12 protein-coding genes, 3 rRNA genes and 2 riboswitches are annotated in these 21,816 nt (G+C 51.1%); of the genes, 2 read left to right on the forward strand and 13 right to left on the reverse strand.

Annotated elements, in window-relative coordinates:
* Window positions 1-15: 15 nt before the first annotated feature.
* Window positions 16-2,154 carry a DNA topoisomerase III gene (locus tag NSU18_RS16270; RefSeq protein WP_341149543.1) on the reverse strand — a complete coding sequence of 713 codons (2,139 nt, stop codon included), beginning with the start codon at window positions 2,152-2,154 and terminating at the stop codon, window positions 16-18.
* Window positions 2,155-2,284: 130 nt separating this feature from the next.
* Here NSU18_RS16270 and tsaA point away from each other — a divergent pair, with 130 nt between their 5' ends.
* Window positions 2,285-2,728, forward strand: coding sequence for a tRNA (N6-threonylcarbamoyladenosine(37)-N6)-methyltransferase TrmO (tsaA, locus tag NSU18_RS16275; RefSeq protein ID WP_341014683.1), 444 nt, complete (start codon window positions 2,285-2,287; stop codon window positions 2,726-2,728).
* Window positions 2,729-2,746: 18 nt separating this feature from the next.
* Window positions 2,747-3,652: a helix-turn-helix domain-containing protein gene (locus NSU18_RS16280; RefSeq protein WP_341149544.1), complete on the forward strand. Its 906-nt coding sequence runs from the start codon at window positions 2,747-2,749 to the stop codon at window positions 3,650-3,652.
* A 75-nt stretch (window positions 3,653-3,727) separates the two neighbouring features.
* Here NSU18_RS16280 and NSU18_RS16285 read toward each other — a convergent pair whose 3' ends face one another.
* The 12 genes from NSU18_RS16285 to NSU18_RS16340 all read right to left on the reverse strand — a co-directional run bounded on the left by NSU18_RS16285 (window position 3,728) and on the right by NSU18_RS16340 (window position 21,669).
* Window positions 3,728-4,864: a DUF4179 domain-containing protein gene (locus NSU18_RS16285; RefSeq protein WP_341149545.1), complete on the reverse strand. Its 1,137-nt coding sequence runs from the start codon at window positions 4,862-4,864 to the stop codon at window positions 3,728-3,730.
* Window positions 4,839-5,426, reverse strand: a complete 588-nt coding sequence (locus NSU18_RS16290; protein WP_341149546.1) for an RNA polymerase sigma factor — start codon at window positions 5,424-5,426, stop codon at window positions 4,839-4,841. Before NSU18_RS16290 ends, NSU18_RS16285 begins: the two co-directional genes overlap by 26 nt.
* Before the next feature lie 257 nt (window positions 5,427-5,683).
* Entirely contained in the window at window positions 5,684-6,430 is a 747-nt protein-coding gene (locus NSU18_RS16295) for an acyl-[acyl-carrier-protein] thioesterase (RefSeq protein ID WP_341149547.1), read from the reverse strand.
* 615 nt (window positions 6,431-7,045) lie between these two features.
* Window positions 7,046-7,162, reverse strand: a 5S ribosomal RNA gene (rrf, locus tag NSU18_RS16300).
* A gap of 138 nt (window positions 7,163-7,300) precedes the next feature.
* Window positions 7,301-10,228: ribosomal RNA gene (locus NSU18_RS16305) — 23S ribosomal RNA — on the reverse strand.
* Window positions 10,229-10,552: 324 nt separating this feature from the next.
* Window positions 10,553-12,113: ribosomal RNA gene (locus tag NSU18_RS16310) — 16S ribosomal RNA — on the reverse strand.
* The 16S, 23S and 5S rRNA genes sit together here, the layout of an rRNA operon.
* A gap of 370 nt (window positions 12,114-12,483) precedes the next feature.
* Complete coding sequence (locus NSU18_RS16315; protein ID WP_341014694.1) at window positions 12,484-13,293, reverse strand: transglutaminase-like domain-containing protein; 810 nt, start codon at window positions 13,291-13,293, stop codon at window positions 12,484-12,486.
* Window positions 13,294-13,306: 13 nt separating this feature from the next.
* Window positions 13,307-13,387, reverse strand: a riboswitch (cyclic di-GMP riboswitch).
* A 73-nt stretch (window positions 13,388-13,460) separates the two neighbouring features.
* Window positions 13,461-13,542: riboswitch (cyclic di-GMP riboswitch) on the reverse strand.
* Between the two features lie 127 nt (window positions 13,543-13,669).
* Window positions 13,670-14,323 carry a class D sortase gene (locus tag NSU18_RS16320; RefSeq protein ID WP_341149548.1) on the reverse strand — a complete coding sequence of 218 codons (654 nt, stop codon included), beginning with the start codon at window positions 14,321-14,323 and terminating at the stop codon, window positions 13,670-13,672.
* A 67-nt stretch (window positions 14,324-14,390) separates the two neighbouring features.
* Window positions 14,391-14,795, reverse strand: coding sequence for a GtrA family protein (locus NSU18_RS16325; protein ID WP_341014699.1), 405 nt, complete (start codon window positions 14,793-14,795; stop codon window positions 14,391-14,393).
* Complete coding sequence (locus tag NSU18_RS16330; protein ID WP_341014700.1) at window positions 14,785-15,762, reverse strand: glycosyltransferase family 2 protein; 978 nt, start codon at window positions 15,760-15,762, stop codon at window positions 14,785-14,787. Before NSU18_RS16330 ends, NSU18_RS16325 begins: the two co-directional genes overlap by 11 nt.
* A 97-nt stretch (window positions 15,763-15,859) precedes the next feature.
* Window positions 15,860-19,696: a glycosyltransferase family 39 protein gene (locus NSU18_RS16335; protein ID WP_341149549.1), complete on the reverse strand. Its 3,837-nt coding sequence runs from the start codon at window positions 19,694-19,696 to the stop codon at window positions 15,860-15,862.
* Window positions 19,693-21,669 carry a hypothetical protein gene (locus tag NSU18_RS16340; protein ID WP_341149550.1) on the reverse strand — a complete coding sequence of 659 codons (1,977 nt, stop codon included), beginning with the start codon at window positions 21,667-21,669 and terminating at the stop codon, window positions 19,693-19,695. The genes NSU18_RS16335 and NSU18_RS16340 overlap by 4 nt, the downstream gene beginning before the upstream one ends.
* Between the last annotated feature and the right edge of the window lie 147 nt (window positions 21,670-21,816).

Genomic DNA, 21,816 nt, shown 5'->3' on the forward strand with positions numbered 1-21,816 from the left:
TCTTATTCCTTAAGCCTATTCGCCCTTCTGTTTCGCTTCCATCGCAGCCTTCAGCAGATCGCCAAGATTGTTGCCGGCACTTTCCGTCTTGCTGTACTGCTGAACCAGCTTCTGCTGCTCGCGTTTATTGATATGCTTATGGTCCTTATCCATCGTCTCTGTAATGCCGCAGCCGAGGCACTGCACATACTTTCCGGCCTTGCCTTCCTTCATCTCCATCTTCTTATGGCACTGCGGACAGCGGCGGTTCGACAACTGCTTCTCGCCCGCCCGGGTATAGCCGCAGTCCTCCTTCGGACAGACCAGCAGCTTGCCGCGTTTGGTCTTCTTTTCTAACATCCTTGTTCCACACTCCGGACAATGACTGTTAGAGACATTATGCGGCTTGTATTCCGCCCCGCTGTTCTTCACCCCGGACACCAGCTCTTGTGCCATACTGCGGATACCCTGCAAAAAAGGCTCCGGGCGCCCTTGCCCGCGCGCAATTCTCTCCAGCTCCGCTTCCCAGCGTGCCGTCAGCTCCGGTGTACGCAGCTGCCCCGAGACCAGCTCAATCAATTGCTTGCCCTTGCCGGTTGGGTGCAGCAGATTGCCCTGCCGTTCAATCGTATCCGAGCTGACCAGCTTCTCAATGATATCCGCACGTGTGGCCGGTGTCCCCAGCCCATGCTTCTCCATTTGCGTCAGCAGCGTGGCTTCGTTATAACGCTTCGGCGGCTGTGTCCGTCCCGGCTTGATGATGCAGCGCGCAAGCTTCACGCTATCGCCTTCCCGCAGCTCCGGCAGCTTCACACTTCCTGCTGCGGGCTCATCCCCCGCATTCTCCTCGTCGTCATCCAGGCTCATATCCCCGCCGTATACCTCACGCCAGCCTGCATCCTTGATGGTAGTTCCCTTCACATAGAAGCCTTCACCGTCCACGGTTACCGTCACAGCTACGGCGTCATAACGGGCCGGAGGATAGAACAGGCTAATGAACCGCCGGACGATCAGATCGTAGAGCTTCCGCTCTTCCGCACTCAGCAGATTGAGCAGCACTGTCTGCTCTGTCGGAATAATCGCATGGTGATCGCTGACCTTGCTGTCATCGACAATCCGCTTCGTCATCGGCAGCGGCTTCCGCAGCAGCGGTCTGGCAAGGGCTGCATACGGCCCGACAGCCACGCTGTCGAGTCTTTCTTTTAATGTACCCGTCATATCAGCGGTCAGATAACGGCTGTCTGTACGCGGATAAGTGACCAACTTATGCTGCTCATACAGCTTCTGAAGCACACTTGAGGTTTGCTTGGCCGAGAAGCCGAATTTGCGGTTGGCATCACGCTGCAGCTCTGTCAGATCGTACGCCAGCGGATGCGGCTCGCTTTTCTCACTCTTCTGTACCTTGGTGATTTGTCCGCTGCGGCCAGTAAGCTTATCCTTGAGAACCCCCGTCTTTTCCCTGTCAAAAATCCGCCCATCTCCGCCCTGCGCCCGCCAGCCCGCCTGGAAGCTCCCGAAATCCGCAGTCAGCAGGTCATATTCCTGGGAACGGAAGCCGGTAATCTCATTCTCCCGGTCCATAATCATGCCCAGGGTAGGTGTCTGCACACGCCCCGCAGAGAGCGGCGCGCCGAACTTGCAGGTTAAGGCCCGCGTCACATTCAGCCCGATCATCCAATCCGCCTCAGCACGGCAGCGTGCAGACTCATACAGCCGGTCGAAATCCCGTCCAGGCCGCAGCGAAGCGAAGCCTTCTTTAATGGCCTTATCCGTCTGCGAAGAGATCCACAGCCGCCGGAACGGCTTTTTCCAGCCTGCCATATTCATAATCCAGCGGGCCAGCAGCTCACCCTCACGCGCCGCATCCGTTGCTACGATCAGCTCCTCAATATCCTGCCGCTTCATCAGCTGCTGCACAGCCTTATATTGCTGGCTGGTCTCACGCAGCACCTTAAGCTTGGCCTTCTCGGGCAGAATCGGCAGATCCTCCAGCGCCCACGTTGCATATTTATTGTTATAGTCCTCAGGCTCAGCTAGGCCAACCAGATGCCCCAGCGCCCAGGTCACCACATATTTCGGACCTTCCATATAACTCTTCTGTTTATTTCCACAGCCCAGCACCCGCGCAATCTCACGGGCCACCGACGGCTTTTCAGCCAATACCAATACCTTCATCGTCCAAACCCCTCCCTGTCATCAACAACCTATTATACCATGACATACAAGTCCGCAATTATCATCAGGCCGAATTCCCTTCACTTCCGGTAGACTAGAATCATCCCCCAGCCGAAAGGAGTCACAGCCAATGCCCGCCTTAGAATCGTATAATATTATACCAGTAGGAGTAGTAACCGGAACACAGCAGAACCTGCAACTTGAGATTAGACCCGAATACCGACCTGCCTTAAAGGGGTTAGATGCTTTCAGCCACTGCCAGATCCTGTGGTGGATTCATGAGTTTGCAGATGATAGCTTCCGGGGGACTACTCAGATCGAGCCTCCCTATGATGCTCCGGTAAGCGGTGTTTTTGCGACCCGGTCTCCGGTCCGCCCTAATCCGCTTGGACTCACGGTTGCCCGTATTCTATCCGTTGACCTAGATCAGGGAATTGTGGAGGTCAGCGGACTGGATGCCTATCCGGGAACGCCCGTGCTTGATATCAAAGCTTATTTCCCGTCCACCGACCGTGTCTGTCAGGTTAGAGTGCCTGCATGGGCTGCCTCATGGGGAGAGTGGACTGTAGAGTAAGCTAGAGGAGAGGACTACATGAAGAACAGCCAGCTCATTCTACAGGCGATAGAATATATTGAATCGAAGCTGAAGCAGCCGCTGTCTGTTCTGGACCTCTCCAGAGAGACCGGTTATTCCCTGTTCCACTTCATCCGCCTGTTTCAAGGGGTTACCGGACTCACACCGGGCGACTATATAGCAAGACGGAGGATTTCCGAGGCGGCCAGGGATATTCTAAGCAGACCCGGGCGGACTTGTCACGAGATCTCACTGGACTATGCTTATAATGATTACGAGACCTTCACCCGGGCCTTCAAAAGACTGCTGCACACTACTCCCACCCATATCCGCCACAAGTCTAACCCGGACATCCCTCTGCTGCTCCATCCCTTGCAGCCGGCTGATTTACCGCATTGGTCAGACCAGAAGGGTGCCTCTCCTGACCTGATTGAGCTTGGGAAAATCAGACTTCAGGGGCCGTTCATTACCGTTACGCAAGATCAGTCGGTCATCGGATCAGCATGGGAGCAGCTGTTCCACAGCCTTTCTGCTATCCCGGACCGTAAGCTTCCAGAACAATATTACCAGGTAGGCTATTGGCCGGATAACTATGAGAATCAGGGAATCTCCTTCCACATTGCCTGTGAGTTGAACAGCCTAGCATCTGTACGTACCGGCACTACCGTTCAGTCCAGCTGCGAGCTCACAGGCACCAAATTAACAACTCATACTCTGCCGCCAGCACGTTATCTCAGATTTAAGCATACAGGGCCATCCGCAGAGGTTTCTGCCACCTACAAATATATCTATGGCGTTTTTCTGCCAAGAACCGATTACCGCCTGAACCTCTCTTATGAATTTGAATACTACGGCCAAGATTATCTGGGCCCCCACCATCCGGACTCCGTAAGTGAAATCTACATCCCGTTAACATTGCTTTAATCGTCAAAAAGCCCGCATCTGCACAGCAGACGCGGACTAGATTATAATTTATTTCACACCTAACTTTTCTGAAATTCAAGGAATTTGTATCGTTGTTTCAAGCTCCTTCATATAAGTTTTCACCGGTTTCCCATCAGCATCCAACAAGAGTTTCGGCTCATTATCCAAAGTCATTGTATACGGTCTGACCGTAATCGTCTTAGGTTTTTGCGGGAAGTTATTGTACAGGCTATCCACGATAGGATGCTGAACCGCCTTCATCATGGCATACCCGAGACCCTTTGGACCCATAACATTACCGGCATCATCCACAAGCTCATAGAATACCTCAGTTGGACCAAATTCCCCAGTCTGCTCCGGTGATGCAGGCACTTCCCCGTCACTGGTTATCACTAGTCTCATGGCAGCAGGTGTAATGTCCAGACTCTTCACTTTATAATGGAAGGAGCCGATGCTTGCCCCCTGACCCGGAGTAAGATTGATGATGCCCTCCGCAAGTTTTTTCACCGTTACCTGGAACTTAAAGGGCTCGCCGATCTGGGCAACCGGCACACTGATATTAATCTTGAATTCATCTCCAAGAGCTGATGTATTCCACAATTCCCTCATTTCTAATAAAAGGGTATTAGGTTGCCCCTGTACGTTTCCTGTAGAAGAAGAGCCGAAGCCAATACGCTCACCAGATTCCAGGGTAACTTCAGGCAATCCCAACAGTCCTTTGGTCGATTGATCGAATTCGTTGGTTTTATAATCAGTAATCTCCGCCAGCATCCGCTCATCCGCTACACCAGCTCTTTTGAATCCAAGGGCCAGTTGAATCCCGTCATAAAATACCTCCGTAACACTTAACGTCACTCCATCTTTGGTTACGCTCATGTTAGGTGAAGTCGTCAGGCCCTGTTCCGCCGCCAATTTTAATCCCGGGTTGTCCGTATGCTTGAATATACTGCTGAACACAGGGATTTGACTCAAGGTTTCGGCCCAGGCCGGAGAGATGAATCCTGCAGTTACTGTACCGAGCCCTATCAGGGCGGCTATACTTGCAGCTGCTAACGTCTTTTTAAACAATTTATTTCCTCCTCTGGTCTCCAAAAGTTCAATGCGGTTCATAATCTGCTCATTATAGCTATCTACCGGAAGCTGGATTCTTCCCATGTTGCTGCGGATGTGTTCCAGCATCTGTTGCTCAGTTTGATTCTGCCACTTCTCCATGAGCGCATCCTCCTCCTTCATCCGCTTTTTCCTGGATCAGTTTTTTACGGAGCCGTTCATACTTTTTGCGGAGCGCCGCCGAACTGCTTCCGGTAATCATCGCAATTTCTTCGAAGCTATATTGTTCAATGACACGAAGGATTAGTAATCCCCGCTCTTCTGAAGTGAGCTTTTCAAAAATCCGGTCTACCGGTGACTCCTCCGGCAATGCTTGTTGATTCGTCATCAGTTGCAGTTTATAAAGGGACAGCAACCGGCTGCGGCGCTTACGTCTGCGGAGCTGGTCCAGGCAATGATGATAAGCCACCTTATACAGCCAGGCCGAAAAAGAAACCCGCTTCTCATAACGCCCAAGCTGCTGATACACCTTAACGAATATATCCTGCACAGCATCCTCTGCTTCTTCACGGCTCCTTAAGATATAATAGCAATACGTATAGATCTGCCTTTCATAAGCAGTAATGATGACAGTGAAAGCTTGTCTGTCACCTGCGTGTACCCTCTGAATAGCTTCTTCCATCCCATTTGGATTCATTTGGCCCCCGGGGTTGCCTTGCTCCAAAAGAATCACCTCCATTTTCCTTGTACACCTGTATAACGTCTGCCAACTGTGTATTTGTGACATATCAGGAAATAGCGAATACAAGTAGAAACGGCTTTGCCGTCCTTCTTAAGGGCTGTATCGTTTCAGCGAGAAATATAAGGATAAGTTATAGTGTGGATGAAATAAATTCTTATATTTTAAAAAAAGACAGTCCCTTGGAATCCAGGCAACTGTCTTAATTGAATGCAATTGAATTAAATATATTGGATAGTAACCTATTTCTTAAGCTTAAGACAAGCCTCAAAATACATCCGGCCGCTGCCTTGCCCCCGGATATATACTCCATCATCGGTCAGCGGAGTGCGCAGAATCGTAATTTCCTCGCCATACTGGGCTTCCTGTGCATAAGTAATATGCAGGCCGGTAAGCTCCCGCGCTTCCCATTCCTCCAAGTTCAGCGCATCACAGCATAGGTCAACATAACGTGCATTGTTGAGATGTCTATTGTTATCCAGCCCGCTGTATCTAACCTGATAAGTGTAGGCTTCCTGCAAAGTAAGCTCCGGCGGAATCACTACTTTGTCCGGCTGGTCTCCTACCGAATCCTCGAGATAAGGCTCCACAGCTATCGGAAGAGCCGATGGACGCAGGATCTTCCGCTTCTTAATATCCACCAGTGCCCAGATGGAGCGTGCAGAGGCAAGCTCTATATCCTGGCTGTCATAGATCCGGTAATCCCGCTGCCAGAGCGCCCCTTTATTGCCTTTGCTCCAGGTATGTACACGAAGCAGCTCCCCCTGCAACGGTTCACGCTGAAGATTCAGATCCATCGTAATGACCATCCAGCCCATCCCCGACTTTAGCATTTCATCGTTACTTAACCCCAGATTGCTAACCGCTAAATCTGCGGCACGCTGCATGATATCAAGCAGGAAGGACAATCTGCCCTTCGAGCGAAAGTCAGTATCACTCGCATGAACCTGGAACGCCTCTGTCCACAAAAGCTTGCTATGCTTGTCCATAACCATACACTCCTTTGCATATCTATCCCCAATTTTCCGCATCTATCCACATTATTTTACCGGATATCCACATTATTTGGGGAGAAGTATAAAAAAATCTAAATCTATCCACATGTGCATAAGTATTCTTCCGCTTGAATTTTTCTTTGATCTGCACACAAGCTGTCCACATCTAGAGCTTACTTGCTCGTCTTCAATTTCACCAAGCATAGAAGGATTTTTCGCTTTGCTGGTTTCTGTTGGAAGGCTGCAGCAGTAGAAGTGACCTGCCACTCTAATTAGTTTCGATCGGTTCGCCTGAAGCAATTGGATAAACGCATCTTATTTCGCCGGTTTCGGCGCGTTCAGCTGAAACAGTTGGATAAATAGCATCTGTTGAGGAGCATTACGATGGCTTGGGCTAAATTCGTATTCAGTACGTGTGGTTTATCCAACTGCTGTCCGAGTATCACCCTTTTCTTCCTCAGCAAGTGTAGAAAATCCAACTGTCTTCTATTCCTTCTCCTACTTTCTGTGTATGCTTGTCCCTCTGTATCCTTCTTTCTTCGTATCCTTCAGCCATCACCCCATACATACAAAAAAACCACTGCTGAGTAATCAACAGTGGTCTTAAGTGCTTGGCAACGTCCTACTCTCCCAGGACCCTTCGGTCCAAGTACCATCGGCGCTGGAGGGCTTAACGGTCGTGTTCGGGATGGGTACGTGTGGAACCCCTCCGCTATCGCCACCAAACGTGATTTTTGCGCTGCCTAGACATCTGTGAGATCACTCCCGCAAAATATCAATCCTTAGAAAGGACATGCAGCTTAAAATCATTCAGGAATTTGATTCCTGAAAACTGGATCCGAAACGAATCTGCGTGATCGAAATTTGGATAAGCCCTCGACCGATTAGTATTGGTCAGCTCCATGCATTGCTGCACTTCCACCTCCAACCTATCTACCTCGTCGTCTTCAAGGGGTCTTACATGTTGGGAAATCTCATCTTGAGGGGGGCTTCACGCTTAGATGCTTTCAGCGCTTATCCCGTCCGTACGTAGCTACTCAGCCATGCTCCTGGCGGAACAACTGATGCACCAGCGGTACGTCCATCCCGGTCCTCTCGTACTAAGGACAGCTCCTCTCAAATTTCCTGCGCCCACGACAGATAGGGACCGAACTGTCTCACGACGTTCTGAACCCAGCTCGCGTACCGCTTTAATGGGCGAACAGCCCAACCCTTGGGACCTACTTCAGCCCCAGGATGCGATGAGCCGACATCGAGGTGCCAAACCTCCCCGTCGATGTGGACTCTTGGGGGAGATAAGCCTGTTATCCCCAGGGTAGCTTTTATCCGTTGAGCGATGGCCCTTCCATGCGGTACCACCGGATCACTAAGTCCGACTTTCGTCCCTGCTCGACTTGTAGGTCTCGCAGTCAAGCTCCCTTATGCCTTTGCACTCTGCGAATGATTTCCAACCATTCTGAGGGAACCTTTGAACGCCTCCGTTACTCTTTAGGAGGCGACCGCCCCAGTCAAACTGCCCGCCTGACACGGTCCCCGTACCGGGTTACGGTACTAGGTTAGAACCTAGATACGATCAGGGTGGTATCCCAACGGCGCCTCCACAGAAGCTTGCGCTCCTGCTTCAACGGCTCCCACCTATCCTGTACAGATCGTACCCAAATTCAATATCAAGCTGCAGTAAAGCTCCATGGGGTCTTTCCGTCTTGTCGCGGGTAACCTGCATCTTCACAGGTATTAAAATTTCACCGGATCTCTCGTTGAGACAGCGCCCAAGTCGTTACGCCATTCGTGCGGGTCAGAATTTACCTGACAAGGAATTTCGCTACCTTAGGACCGTTATAGTTACGGCCGCCGTTTACTGGGGCTTCGGTTCACAGCTTCGGACTTGCGTCCTAACCGCTCCCCTTAACCTTCCAGCACCGGGCAGGCGTCAGCCCGTATACTTCGCCTTACGGCTTCGCACAGACCTGTGTTTTTGCTAAACAGTCGCTTGGGCCTTTTCACTGCGGCCCCCTCGGGCTATTCACCCTACCGAGGCACCCCTTCTCCCGAAGTTACGGGGTCATTTTGCCGAGTTCCTTAACGAGAGTTCTTCCGCGCGCCTTAGAATTCTCTTCTCGCCTACCTGTGTCGGTTTGCGGTACGGGCACCTTCTCCTGACTAGAGGCTTTTCTTGGCAGTGTGAGATCATGACCTTCGCTACTGTAATTTTCGCTCCCCATCACAGCCCAGCCTTACGGTGTGCGGATTTGCCTACACACCAGCCTCACTGCTTAGACGGACATCCATCAGTCCGCGTCACTACCCTCCTGCGTCACCCCATCGCTCATAGCGGATTACGGTGGTACAGTAATTTCAAACTGTTGTCCTTCGACTACGCCTGTCGGCCTCGCCTTAGGTCCCGACTTACCCTGAGCGGACGAGCCTTCCTCAGGAAACCTTGGGCTTTCGGCGGATCAGATTCTCACTGATCTTTTCGTTACTCATACCGGCATTCTCACTTGTGTAGTGTCCAGCGCTCCTTACGGTACACCTTCAACCCCTACACAACGCTCCCCTACCCCAGATGCAAAGCATCTAGCCATAGCTTCGGTGGTGTGTTTAGCCCCGTTACATTTTCGGCGCAGAGTCACTCGACCAGTGAGCTATTACGCACTCTTTCAATGGTGGCTGCTTCTAAGCCAACATCCTGGTTGTCTGTGCAACTCCACATCCTTTCCCACTTAACACACACTTGGGGACCTTAGCTGATGGTCTGGGCTGTTTCCCTTTTGACAATGGATCTTAGCACTCACTGTCTGACTCCCGGCAAGAAGTAAATGGCATTCGGAGTTTGACTGAGCTTGGTAACCCTTGCGGGCCCCGCACCCAATCAGTGCTCTACCTCCACCACTCCATTCACCGAGGCTAGCCCTAAAGCTATTTCGGGGAGAACCAGCTATCTCCGAGTTCGATTGGAATTTCTCCGCTACCCCCACCTCATCCCCGCATTTTTCAACATGCGTGGGTTCGGGCCTCCAGTGCGTGTTACCGCACCTTCACCCTGGACAGGGGTAGATCACACGGTTTCGGGTCTACGTCCACATACTTAGTCGCCCTATTCAGACTCGCTTTCGCTGCGGCTCCGGCTTCTCACCTTAACCTTGCATGTTAAACGTAACTCGCCGGTTCATTCTACAAAAGGCACGCCATCATCCATAAAGAGGACTCTGACTTTTTGTAAGCACACGGTTTCAGGTTCTATTTCACTCCCCTTCCGGGGTGCTTTTCACCTTTCCCTCACGGTACTGTTTCACTATCGGTCGCCAGGTAGTATTTAGCCTTAGCAGATGGTCCTGCTGGATTCATACGGGGTTTCACGTGCCCCGCACTACTCGGGATCCGTCTCGGAGAGAATACCATTTCGGCTACAGGGCTTTTACCTCTATCGCGGGCCTTTCCAGACCTCTTCGCCTACCCTATTCCTTTGTAACTCCATGTGAGACGTCCCACAACCCCAAGAGGCAAGCCCCTTGGTTTAGGCTGTTCCGCGTTCGCTCGCCGCTACTGACGGAATCACTATTGTTTTCTCTTCCTCAGGGTACTTAGATGTTTCAGTTCCCCTGGTCTGCCTCTGCGTATCCTATGTATTCAGATACGAGTAACTGCGAATTACCACAGCTGGGTTTCCCCATTCGGACACCCCCGGATCAAAGCTTGCTTACAGCTCCCCGAGGCAGTTTCGTTGTTCGCCACGTCCTTCGTCGGCTCCTGGCGCCTAGGCATCCTCCGTGTGCTCTTAGTAGCTTAACCAAATCGCTCCGGTATTGGCTTATTCGCTCATCTTGTTTTGAATAGCGCAACCGGATTACTCCGCCTGCTAGAATATTCAAAGCCAAAAGTCCCTCATAATCCAAAACCATCGCTCAGTATCGCTAAAAACTTCAAAACTTGTTTACACAAGTTCAGCTTAAAGGAATGTTCTAAAACGCAAATTCGTTTCGGTATCCAGTTTTCAAGGATCAAGTTTCTTGCGTGAGAGTTTGAGCTCTCAAAACTGACCAACGAGTGAGTAACTAGCCGACCGGCTAGATTTAAGATTTGAATGTTTCCGTTGCAGGAAACGATTCTCCATAGAAAGGAGGTGATCCAGCCGCACCTTCCGATACGGCTACCTTGTTACGACTTCACCCCAATCATCTACCCCACCTTCGGCGGCTGGCTCCCTTGCGGGTTACCCCACCGACTTCGGGTGTTGTAAACTCTCGTGGTGTGACGGGCGGTGTGTACAAGACCCGGGAACGTATTCACCGCGGCATGCTGATCCGCGATTACTAGCAATTCCGACTTCATGCAGGCGAGTTGCAGCCTGCAATCCGAACTGAGACCGGCTTTGCTGGGATTGGCTCCACCTCGCGGCTTCGCTTCCCGTTGTACCGGCCATTGTAGTACGTGTGTAGCCCAGGTCATAAGGGGCATGATGATTTGACGTCATCCCCACCTTCCTCCGGTTTGTCACCGGCAGTCACTCTAGAGTGCCCAGCTTCACCTGCTGGCAACTAAAGTCAAGGGTTGCGCTCGTTGCGGGACTTAACCCAACATCTCACGACACGAGCTGACGACAACCATGCACCACCTGTCTCAACTTTCCCCGAAGGGCACCTGATGCATCTCTGCTTCGTTAGTTGGATGTCAAGACCTGGTAAGGTTCTTCGCGTTGCTTCGAATTAAACCACATACTCCACTGCTTGTGCGGGTCCCCGTCAATTCCTTTGAGTTTCAGTCTTGCGACCGTACTCCCCAGGCGGAGTGCTTACTGTGTTAACTTCGGCACCAAGGGTATCGAAACCCCTAACACCTAGCACTCATCGTTTACGGCGTGGACTACCAGGGTATCTAATCCTGTTTGCTCCCCACGCTTTCGCGCCTCAGCGTCAGTTACAGCCCAGAAAGTCGCCTTCGCCACTGGTGTTCCTCCACATATCTACGCATTTCACCGCTACACGTGGAATTCCACTTTCCTCTTCTGTACTCAAGTCACCCAGTTTCCAGTGCGACCTCAGGTTGAGCCCAAGGTTTAAACACCAGACTTAAATAACCGCCTGCGCGCGCTTTACGCCCAATAATTCCGGACAACGCTTGCCCCCTACGTATTACCGCGGCTGCTGGCACGTAGTTAGCCGGGGCTTTCTTCTCAGGTACCGTCACTCCGGCAGCAGTTACTCTACCGGACGTTCTTCCCTGGCAACAGAGCTTTACGATCCGAAAACCTTCATCACTCACGCGGCGTTGCTCCGTCAGGCTTGCGCCCATTGCGGAAGATTCCCTACTGCTGCCTCCCGTAGGAGTCTGGGCCGTGTCTCAGTCCCAGTGTGGCCGTTCACCCTCTCAGGTCGGCTACGCATCGTCGCCTTGGTGGGCCGTTACCCCACCAACTAGCTAATGCGCCGCAGGCCCATCCCCAAGCAGCAGATTGCTCCGCCTTTCATTCTCTCCTCAGGAGAAGAAAGAAATTATCCGGTATTAGCTACCGTTTCCGGTAGTTATCCCAGGCTTGAGGGCAGGTTGCCTACGTGTTACTCACCCGTCCGCCGCTAAGTTTGAAAGGAAGCAAGCTTCCTCTCAAACTCCGCTCGACTTGCATGTATTAGGCACGCCGCCAGCGTTCGTCCTGAGCCAGGATCAAACTCTCCAAATTGGTATTTAGAAAGAGCGATTGCTCATTTTGAAACATCTGACGAGAATTGTTACATTCTCTAATTTTGGATCTCACCGAAGTGATCTCCAGATACTCACTCGTTGTTCAGTTTTCAAAGATCAAGCTCGTTGTCAGCGACGATTACCGCGTCACCAGCAACTCTTATAATATATCACGTTCTTCCGAGCAATGCAAGCTTTATTTTCGAAATCACTTATTTAAGTAATCTCTCATTTCCTTTGCCGCTCCAACAACGCTTATTTATAATAACCTATCCTTCTATTAAAAAGCAACCTTTATATAAATAAAAATAACCCGCTTAATCATTAAGCGGGTTATTCTCAGGTAATGCTATAGTTCACAGCTATTTTTAGTAGAATTTCGCTGCAGTATATTTGCTTGCTGATTTGACCAGTTCTGTTGATGCTGTGTTCTTGCCCAGACCTGCATCAACTGTAGTATCAATCGTTACCCATTTGCCGTTCAGGAACACTTCGTTCCAGGCATGGTATGAAGTTACATAGCTTGTATTCCCCATAACCAATTTGGTTGGAATCCCTTCACTGCGGAGCATAGTAGCGAACAAGGATGCGTAATCGTAGCAGATCCCTTTGTTGGTAGCAAGCGTGTTATCGTTGTTCGGAATATAATCTGTGCTTACGCTGTTAGCCAGAGAGTAATCATATTTCACGTTAGTTACGATGTAATTGTAGATAGCCTTAACTTTGTCTGCATCTGTAGTCAGACCCTTTGTAAGCTGGGCTGCCTTTTGAACGGATTTATCGGAAGAACTCCACTTTACATTCTGTACGGAGCTCAAATATACGGCATTCACATTGCTCATGGAGAGAGATACAGTCTCGGAAGATAGCACTTTATATTTGTTGCCGGTAGTATTCTCAAGAACGGAAACCTTATAAGAGCCATTACCTTGTTGCAGCGGGAACGTCTCGTTCGGCTTGGAGGTGTATAAGTTGTAAGTATAGCTGTTATTGTCCTTGGTAATCATGAGCTTCATCTTCTTGTCCTTAGGAACGTCGTACGAAACCCCGATGACCCCTTGATCAAGTTGTCCAACATTTAACCAGCCTGAATCTGCATTAGCGGCTTGAGCAGTGCCTGTCTGCACGGAAGTGACGATCACAAAAAGTGTAATCAGCATTAAATAAAACTTTTTCATGGATAAAACTCCTTTCGGTAGCTGGCTGCCATTCTTACGGGAAGGCCCTTTAGCTTTGCGTCCCTACCTTTCGATAGGTTTGCCGTTATCGTATAAGCTTTATCTGTCCAATCTACTACCACATAATGACAGATTCTGAATTAAAACAAACAAAAAAAGCCTCTTCATTCGGTAGCTGGCTGCCATCCATGACGGGAAGGCCCTGTAGCTTTGCGTCCCTACCTTTCGATAGGTTTGCCGTTATCGTGTATTAGCTTTTGATAGTTCTATTTTACCATACCTCTATCTATTATCAAGACCCAAAATGCTAGATTCCACCACAAATATACTAAAATTTTATGTTTTTTTCGACCTTTATCGCCTTGTCTTGATAGATTCAGGTCAGCTTGGCATGAATTATAAGTCTGTGGGTCGGGTTGACAAGCGGATCACAGGTAATAAGAGTCAGAATCTTATCATCATCCTTTCCCTTCAGCACCGAAATATCGGTAGGCTCTACAATAGATACATCATATACAACATACTTGTATTCCTGGCCGCTTGTAATAACAGTAATGGTATCCCCTTTACCGACCTCATCCAGTCTGTTGAACAGCCGCCCTGCCGTTCTTGACCGGTGTGCCGCAATCGCTGCATTGCCTACCGCGCCAATCGGAGCCGTCACCTTCATATGCGCCGCAGCATGCTTCATATTGGTCTTGGTGGCGCCCTCCAGTACAGGAAGCTTCAGATCGATTTTGTCGATTTCAATAATGGCGGTGATCTTGCCTCCAACTTCAATCTCGGGCGCTGTAGTGGGTACCGGCTCTTCTGCACCAGACTCTTCCGCCAGCAGCTGGGTGACTTCCGCATAAGGCTTGCTCAGATCCTGGCTGGCAGGAGCGGTAGCCGAAGGAACGATTTCACTATAAGCCTGTTCGGCCTCTTCCAGCAGCTTCTGCTGCTGAGCGTCCTCGTACCATTCGCTTCCTTTGGGGTAGAGCATAATCAGGACCCCGGCAAGTATAATCAAATAGGATAACTTCCGCATGACAATCGCCTCCGCAATATAGAATAAGTGCTACCTCCTCAGAATACCGGGAAGATATGCTGTCTCTTTAGAATACCCATTTCCGGCTTCCAAAGAAATTAATGATCACTGTAATGAAGGTAACCAGCACCTTGGCCAGCAGTACCTGTATCCCCAGCCGGTCCGTCAGAAGATGAATCAGCAGCACCGAAATGCCCAGCACCAGCAGATTCAGGACAATAAATCTCACCAGCTGCATCCGGTCAAAGCCGCCATCCCCGCCTCTGTCTCTTCCCTTAAAGGTCACCTTCTTATTCCAGAAAAAGCTGTTGGCCGTCCCGGCACTGTAGGAAATAATCTGTGCAGGAGTGTTAAGCATCCCCAGGGAATGCAGCAGGGTAAATACCGCAAAATCTATGAATGTGTTAAGCAGGCCCACCGCATTAAATTTCAGAAACTGAATCATGCCTGCGCGCCAAGCCTTATCTTGCATAATCACTTTCCTTCCGGGTGTCTTCAGCCTCTGTATCCGGGTAGCCTCTGGTCTCGCGCACGATATAGAGCGGTCTATCCTTCGATTCGTCATAGATCCGTCCGATGTATTCGCCAATGACGCCCAGCAGCATCAGCACAATGCCGTTAAACAACAGGTTCACCCCGACGATGGACGCCCAGCCCGGCACGGTCCAGGAGGTGAAGACCTTCTGGAATAAGACCAGGAACAGGTAGATGAAGCTGGAAAAGGACAGGAAGAAGCCGACATAGGAGGCGATTTTGAGCGGCTTATGCGAGAAGGAGGTGATTCCGTCGAGCGCAAAGCGGATCATTTTTTTGAGCGGATATTTCGTCTCCCCGGCATAGCGTTCTTCCCGCACATATTCCACCATGGTCTGCCGGAAGCCGACCCAGCTCACCAGCCCCCGTACATAACGGTTCTTCTCCTTCAGACCGCGCAGCACATCGCAGACCTTGCGGTCGATCAGCCGGAAATCCCCTGTATCTGTGGGAATCTCCACACTGGTCATGCTGCTGAGCAGACGGTAAAAGATTTTGGCCGTCACCTTCTTGAAAAAGGTCTCTCCGTGGCGCTTCAGCCGCTTGGCATAGACTACCTCATAGCCTTCCTTCCACTTGGCGATCATCTGCAGGATAACCTCCGGCGGGTCCTGGAGATCTGCGTCAATCACCACGACAGCCTGACCTTCAGCATAATCCATGCCCGCCGTAATCGCCACCTGGTGGCCGAAGTTACGGGAGAAGTCAATCAGCTTGACATGCTCATCCCTATTACTGATTCCGCGCATAATCTCAGCTGTACGGTCCCGGCTGCCATCATTGACGAACACGAGCTCATAGGTATCCCCGCACTCATCCATTACTTTTTTGAGCCGCTCGTAGGTTACCTGAATGACTTCCTCCTCATTATACATGGGGACAATTACACTATATCTGGCCTTCACAAGGGTTCCTCCTAAATTTATTGTAAGCCACAGCTTCCTTGATGTGCCTCATCAATATCAGCTTCCAACAACTATGCGGCTCGTTACAGCTCCCCTCCTAGAATACCCAGGAAGGGAACCAGCGAAGTACTTGAATGATATAACTGCTGTTCACCTGCATGCCGGATAATACCGGATAGAACATCACAAACAGGATGGCAGCAGCCGCAACATAGGCGTACCGCAGATATCGGGCACCCTGGAACCTGCTGTCAAGCAGCTTCATAATGTACACAATGGATAGAATCATAAACGGCACCATCGCAAAGTAATGGTACAGGAACGTCTCACGCGGTACAAGCATCCAGGGAACATATTGTGAGAAGAAGGCGATCCAGATCATGTACAGGTTCTTGTCCCGGCGCTTCACAGTGAACCATACGGCGGCCAGCATCGCGAAGATTCCTGTCCACCAGATCAGCGGATTGCCCATGGTAACTATGCTGCTCGTCTTGCCTGCGGGTAAGCCTTCGCCGCCGCTGAAGAACCACACGGGACGCTTCATGAACGGCCACTCCCACCAGGAGGAGGCGAACGGATGTGTTGCTACAAGCTGGCTGTGATAGTTATACATATTCTTCTGGGCATCAATCAGGCCCTTAAGGGTGAAGCCCTCTGCCGACGCAGACAGTGAAGGAATGAAGGACAAGCTGTATATGATTCCCGGAATGATGACGAAGAATCCGATGCAACTGGCCAGCGTGATGATCGTGTTCTTCCAGAAGGACTGATCTGCAGTCCTGCAGGCGGCTTTGAGCTCCTGCCCTCCCAGCTTGCCTTCAGCCAGCAGACGTCCGGCAGCTTTGTATTCCCTGTAGCGTTCAAACAGTACCAGCGCAAGCATAATAGCAAGTCCCGCGCCTCCGTAAATCACGATCCACTTCGAAGCAACCCCGATGCCGAAGAACAGTCCTGACCAGAACAGCGGAACAAGCGTTGTCCGCAGCGGCACCCGGTAGAAGTTCATCGTGAAATACCGCTGCATGAAATAGAACATCAGCATAATGAAGAATACACCGTACACATCGATGGTTGATATCCGCGTCTGGGTGAAATGCATGAAGTCCAGAGCGAACAATCCTGTTGCCAGTGCCGCATAGGTAGTCTTACGGAACAACCGTATAGCCATGATATAGATCAGCGGCAGCATTGCAATCCCGAACAAGGTACCTATGATCCGCCACCCGAACGGATTGACGCCGAACAGCTCCATCCCTACCCCGATCAGCAGCTTGCCAAGCGGCGGGTGCGTGTTCTCATAAGGCACAATATTATGATAATGCTCATAAGCTGTACGGGCATGATAGATCTCATCAAAATACGTACTGTTCATGAAATTAGAGTTCTCCGGAATGACGGACTGCTCGTCGAACAAATTGGCCGGCGTTCCTCTTTTAGCTGCTCCTGAATCAGGTGTTACGCTTGCTATGGTCAGAGGAATCTTCGGTGCCCCCTGCTCATAGAAGGCCATCTCATTAAGAGTGAAGCCTGGAGATGTAACCGAGAGCTTGACATATCTTGCGGATACATTAAGCGGCTGGCTTTTCCAGATGAAGACATTGCCGACATCCTCGCTTACCTCAAGCGGACTGCTCCAATTATCAGGGGTCTGGCTGAATTCCAGCTGAAATTTCCCGGTTCCGACACCACCGAAGACATTAACCCGCTCCAGCTGACGGGCCTGCCCCAGATCCACATAGAAGCTCTTGCCGCTGGCCGCCGGCTCCCACAGAGTCTCAGGTGCCTTGTTGTCACCCAGATGATAGAGGGCAAGCGCCCCGTACAAGGCGGTGATACCGAGCATCCAGATCCAGTCTCTGCGCTTCAGCCTCAGCGGAGAACGCCGCTCAGCAGGAGCAAGCGGCTTAATGCCTTCTGCAAGCAGTAAATCTGCTGAGTACGCCTCCTTGGGAGTAACCGGTTCAGGCAAAAGCTTCGCAGTTCGGCGGATATATACATCGTATCCAATATAGAGCAGATATATCGCAAGAATGATAGTGGTAATAGCTGTAACCAGAACAATGCCGTCAGCCGGCGGATTTCCTCCGGTATTCAGGTACGCCAGTGTGTAACCAACATTGATGTACTGAGTCAGGGAGAAACCGAGGAACAGGGTCAGGAACCGCCGGTCCCGGCTCTCCATGAAGGCGAATAAGGACAGGATCAGTACCGGATACAAGTAACGCTCATGCATCTTGGTACCGAATACGAAGACAACCGTGATCAGCACCATAGCGATGAAGTACGACTTGGAGAGATCCTTGCGGTCCTTGGTATTCAAGGAATAATACGCAGCAAGTGCAACTGCAACCAGGATGAAAATAAAGCCCCATATACGGTAAGGGATGCCGAGCCAGGTCACATCCAGCGCCGACCACATCGGATCGGTCAAGGCATACAGATTGAAGGCATTCACTGTGGAATACGGATAGGAGGACAGTGTGCTTTTGTAAAGGTTAATTAAGCCTGCAAACCCTCCATTGTTCCAGAAAAACGGAGCTGCGAGGACAAGAAAAATCCCCAGTCCGTACAGGGCTCCCAGCGCAAGCTGCTTCCAGGCCCGGTGATGGTAGAAGGCGAGCAGCAGCACAGGTGTGAAAATCAGTGCCTGCGGCTTAATCAATGTAGCGACGGCAAAGAAGATCGCTGCACGTACAAAGCGCTTATCGACACCCCCCATTATACTGAGCAGTAGAAAGATGAGGAAAAAGGAATCCGCCTGCCCCCAGGCTGCCGAGTCCATCAGCACAGCCGGATTGAACAGGAACAGCAGCATCAGCCCCATAGCCAGCCCGGAGCCGAGCCTGATTCGCGCACTCTTATAAATGATCCAGCCAAGCACCAGATCAGAGAGAATTGCAGGCAGCTTGAAGAGAACTGTCTCGGCGCCTGATCCGCCCGCAAAATTAAACAATCCGCGCAGCAGGCTCAGCAGATATAGCACATATAAGTACCCCGGAGGGTAATCAGCAAAATAACCTTCCTCATAGAATTTCCCCGGTCCAAGGTCAGTCAGGCGCTGGCCCCAGGCCATGAAGGTATTCATATCATTCTTGTAGCCCTGTGCCGTAAGGCCGATCCAGATCCGCAGGATGAATGCCGCGCCGAACAAAACGTACAGCCAGCGGGTGTAGATAACATCCTCCTGTCTCAGCAGACGCTCACTGCGGAAGGCTCTTGTGTACAGAAAAGCAAAGAACAGGCAGAATGCTCCGGAAAGCAGCAGCAGCTTGGCCGGCGATACCTTATGCGGCACTTCCTCCGGCTTGCTTCCTCCGTCCGCATCTGCCGGGGGAGCCTGGGCTCCGCTGTCCAGCGAGATGATATTCGATCCCTCCGGCACTGTATCCAGCTTTTCTACGGACAGATCATCGAAATAGGCCTTGCCCTGAACCAGATTGGCGTAGCCGCCGAGCGCAGCGCCGATTCCGATCTCGGTCTGCTCCTTGCCGGTCTGGCCGATGAACTCCAGACGCTGCCATTCACCGCCGGTATCACTGGTAGCGGGATAACCGCCCCCGATGCCTACCGGGAAGATGTTGGCCCCGATCCCCCCGCCTGCGATGCTGGCTATTTTGACATATCCAGAGATTCTATAGTAGCTATCCGGCACAACGGTAACGGTCTGCACCCACTTCAGGTGATTGGGCTCCAGGTTCTCGATAACCGCCGCTTTGCTGCCGGAATGAACCTCTTCGGACTGAACGGATATAGAGCCTGCCGCATCTCCGGCAATCCACATGTCCTTGCTCCAGCCTGCCGGTGCCCCCTCTTCCCCTTCTTCAAAGCCCGGGTTCTGCAATAGATTCCCTTCGGCATAAATGCTTGTTACAGGAAGAATAAATAAGAAGAGCATTAGTATAACGGTTGCCGCTGCACGTACATTCTTGGTCATCGTTCTACCCTCACCTCGTCAATGTTAATCCAGCCATTACCGCCGGTTATGTATACTTCTGCCTGTATTCCCTGCTCCAGAGTGACCGCAGGAAGTGTGACCTGTTGATAAGCATCCCCCGCAGGCAGCTCTGTCTCGGCAAGCACCTTACCGGCTGCCCGAATGCCGATCTTCCCGCCGCTGCCGCCGCTACTGGTCATAACGGTTAGTCTGTACTCACCGGCTGTTGCGGTAAAACTCTGCGATACGATTCTCTCCGCTCCGGCATCAAGATATGCCAGCTTACTTCCGGCAAAGGGGTTGTTGCCGGCCACTCCCGTTCCCGCAGAGAAGGACCAGCCCGTTGTCCCTTCCTCAAATCCGCCGTTCACAAATTCACCTGCAGCAGTCTTGGATGTGTCTTGAGACCCGCCATTCTGTTCACTGGTGAGCAGTACGCTGTAGTTGGCAAAACGCTTCACTCTGGAACCGGCGCTTGCCGCAGGCGGCGCAGCACTATTCGCATAGATATATGCGGCATTCGCAGGCACCCTGTTCAAATCATCGAATTTGTATCTTCCAAAGGAAGAAACCCGCTGAAAGGCCTCTCCCGGATTGGCATACTGAACAGACTTCAGGAAATCATGCGGATTGATCCGCTCATAGAACAGTACATAAATATAAGGCATATTCACCTGGTTCGTAAGATAGACTTCACCGGTGCTGTGTTCCGAAGCATACCGGGCAGCCTCCCCAAAGGATTCATAGAAGGCTGGACCGATTTGTTCAGGGAAATCGCGAAAATACGTATTGGAGAATAAAATAAACATCACGGCGAATCCGGCTGCGGCCAGGATGGCTATGCCTTTGGTCTTGCCTGCCAGCCAGACGAATCCGGTGCTTACCAGCATAATGAACGGATAAAAAATAATATTAATCCGGTTAATATTCACAGTTGTAATCAGAGCCATAAGCACCGCCACCAGGAACCAGAGCAGCACGGCTCCCCTGCCGGCACTCTCCCTCTCCCGACGGCTTGTCCACCAGGAATGCAGGAGAACGATCAGGCCGAGCAGCGCAAAAGGCAACGCCAGCGGGTACGCATACCCGTAAGGAGAGATGGAGTTCCAGGGCAAGCCGTCGCTCCCGCTCCACATCAGCCTGCTGAAGGCCCTAAAGTTATCCGCAGCCGCCTGCCACAGCCTGCCTCCAAACACGGATGAAATCTCCTCCACGCGCGGCGTCGTAAGCTTCGGAATCGTGAACAGCGGAGTAGCTATATCGTGCATAGCGTAACGGTTTATGATAATAAATAGCAATATAGGCAGCGCCAGTGCCGCAAACCATACAAAATTCCAGGCCAAGGCACGGGGCCGCAGGACCTTGCTATATAATAGAAGAATTGCCGTACCAAGCGCAAATAACGGGACGAAAAAGTAGGCTGTTCCATAAGCATACAGCGAGAGAGCCAGCATGCCGGTAAAGGCATACAACCACCTTGGATTCGTAAAGGCGCGCAGCAGAAAGTATACGGCTATCAATATCAACGTAGGAAACAGATTCGATTCCAGCGCCCACCTGGACATCATAATATGCCACGGATTAATGGCGATAAAGAACATAGCAGCGGTCCCGGCTCCAGGCGAGGCCGACAGTCTTTTCATAATGAGATAGAAAAAAAGCATGCCCAGTAGTCCCATGATCAGGCTAAGCGCCCTTACAGATAACGGTGTTAGTCCGAACAACAGAATGAACGGCATAGACAAGTAGGCATATAACGCATTCTGCCCGCTGCCCCAGGCGATTAAATGAATCGGCAGATGAACACCATTCCGGTCCATTCCGTAGTGCAAAATGGCATAGGCATCATAGCCGATTGAGGCTTCGTCTTGATTCAGTCCCGGTGGAATAGAAGTTATGAATAGAATACGGACTATTGCCCCAAGCAGGAACAGCAGCGCCGGCCAGGGCTGGCTAAGGAAGGACTTGTACATTCGATTGAATACACCGGACACCATTAATCACCTCTTCAACAATATAATCTAAATATTGGTTAATGAAAAGGGTAAAGCCCAGCTTCTCCCGGGCGGCTCCCCCCTTACAAGAATAAAAAGAAAACGGCCTCTTCATATAATGAAGAG

Source organism: Paenibacillus sp. FSL H8-0048 (assembly GCF_038002825.1).
GTDB lineage: Bacteria > Bacillota > Bacilli > Paenibacillales > Paenibacillaceae > Paenibacillus_AQ.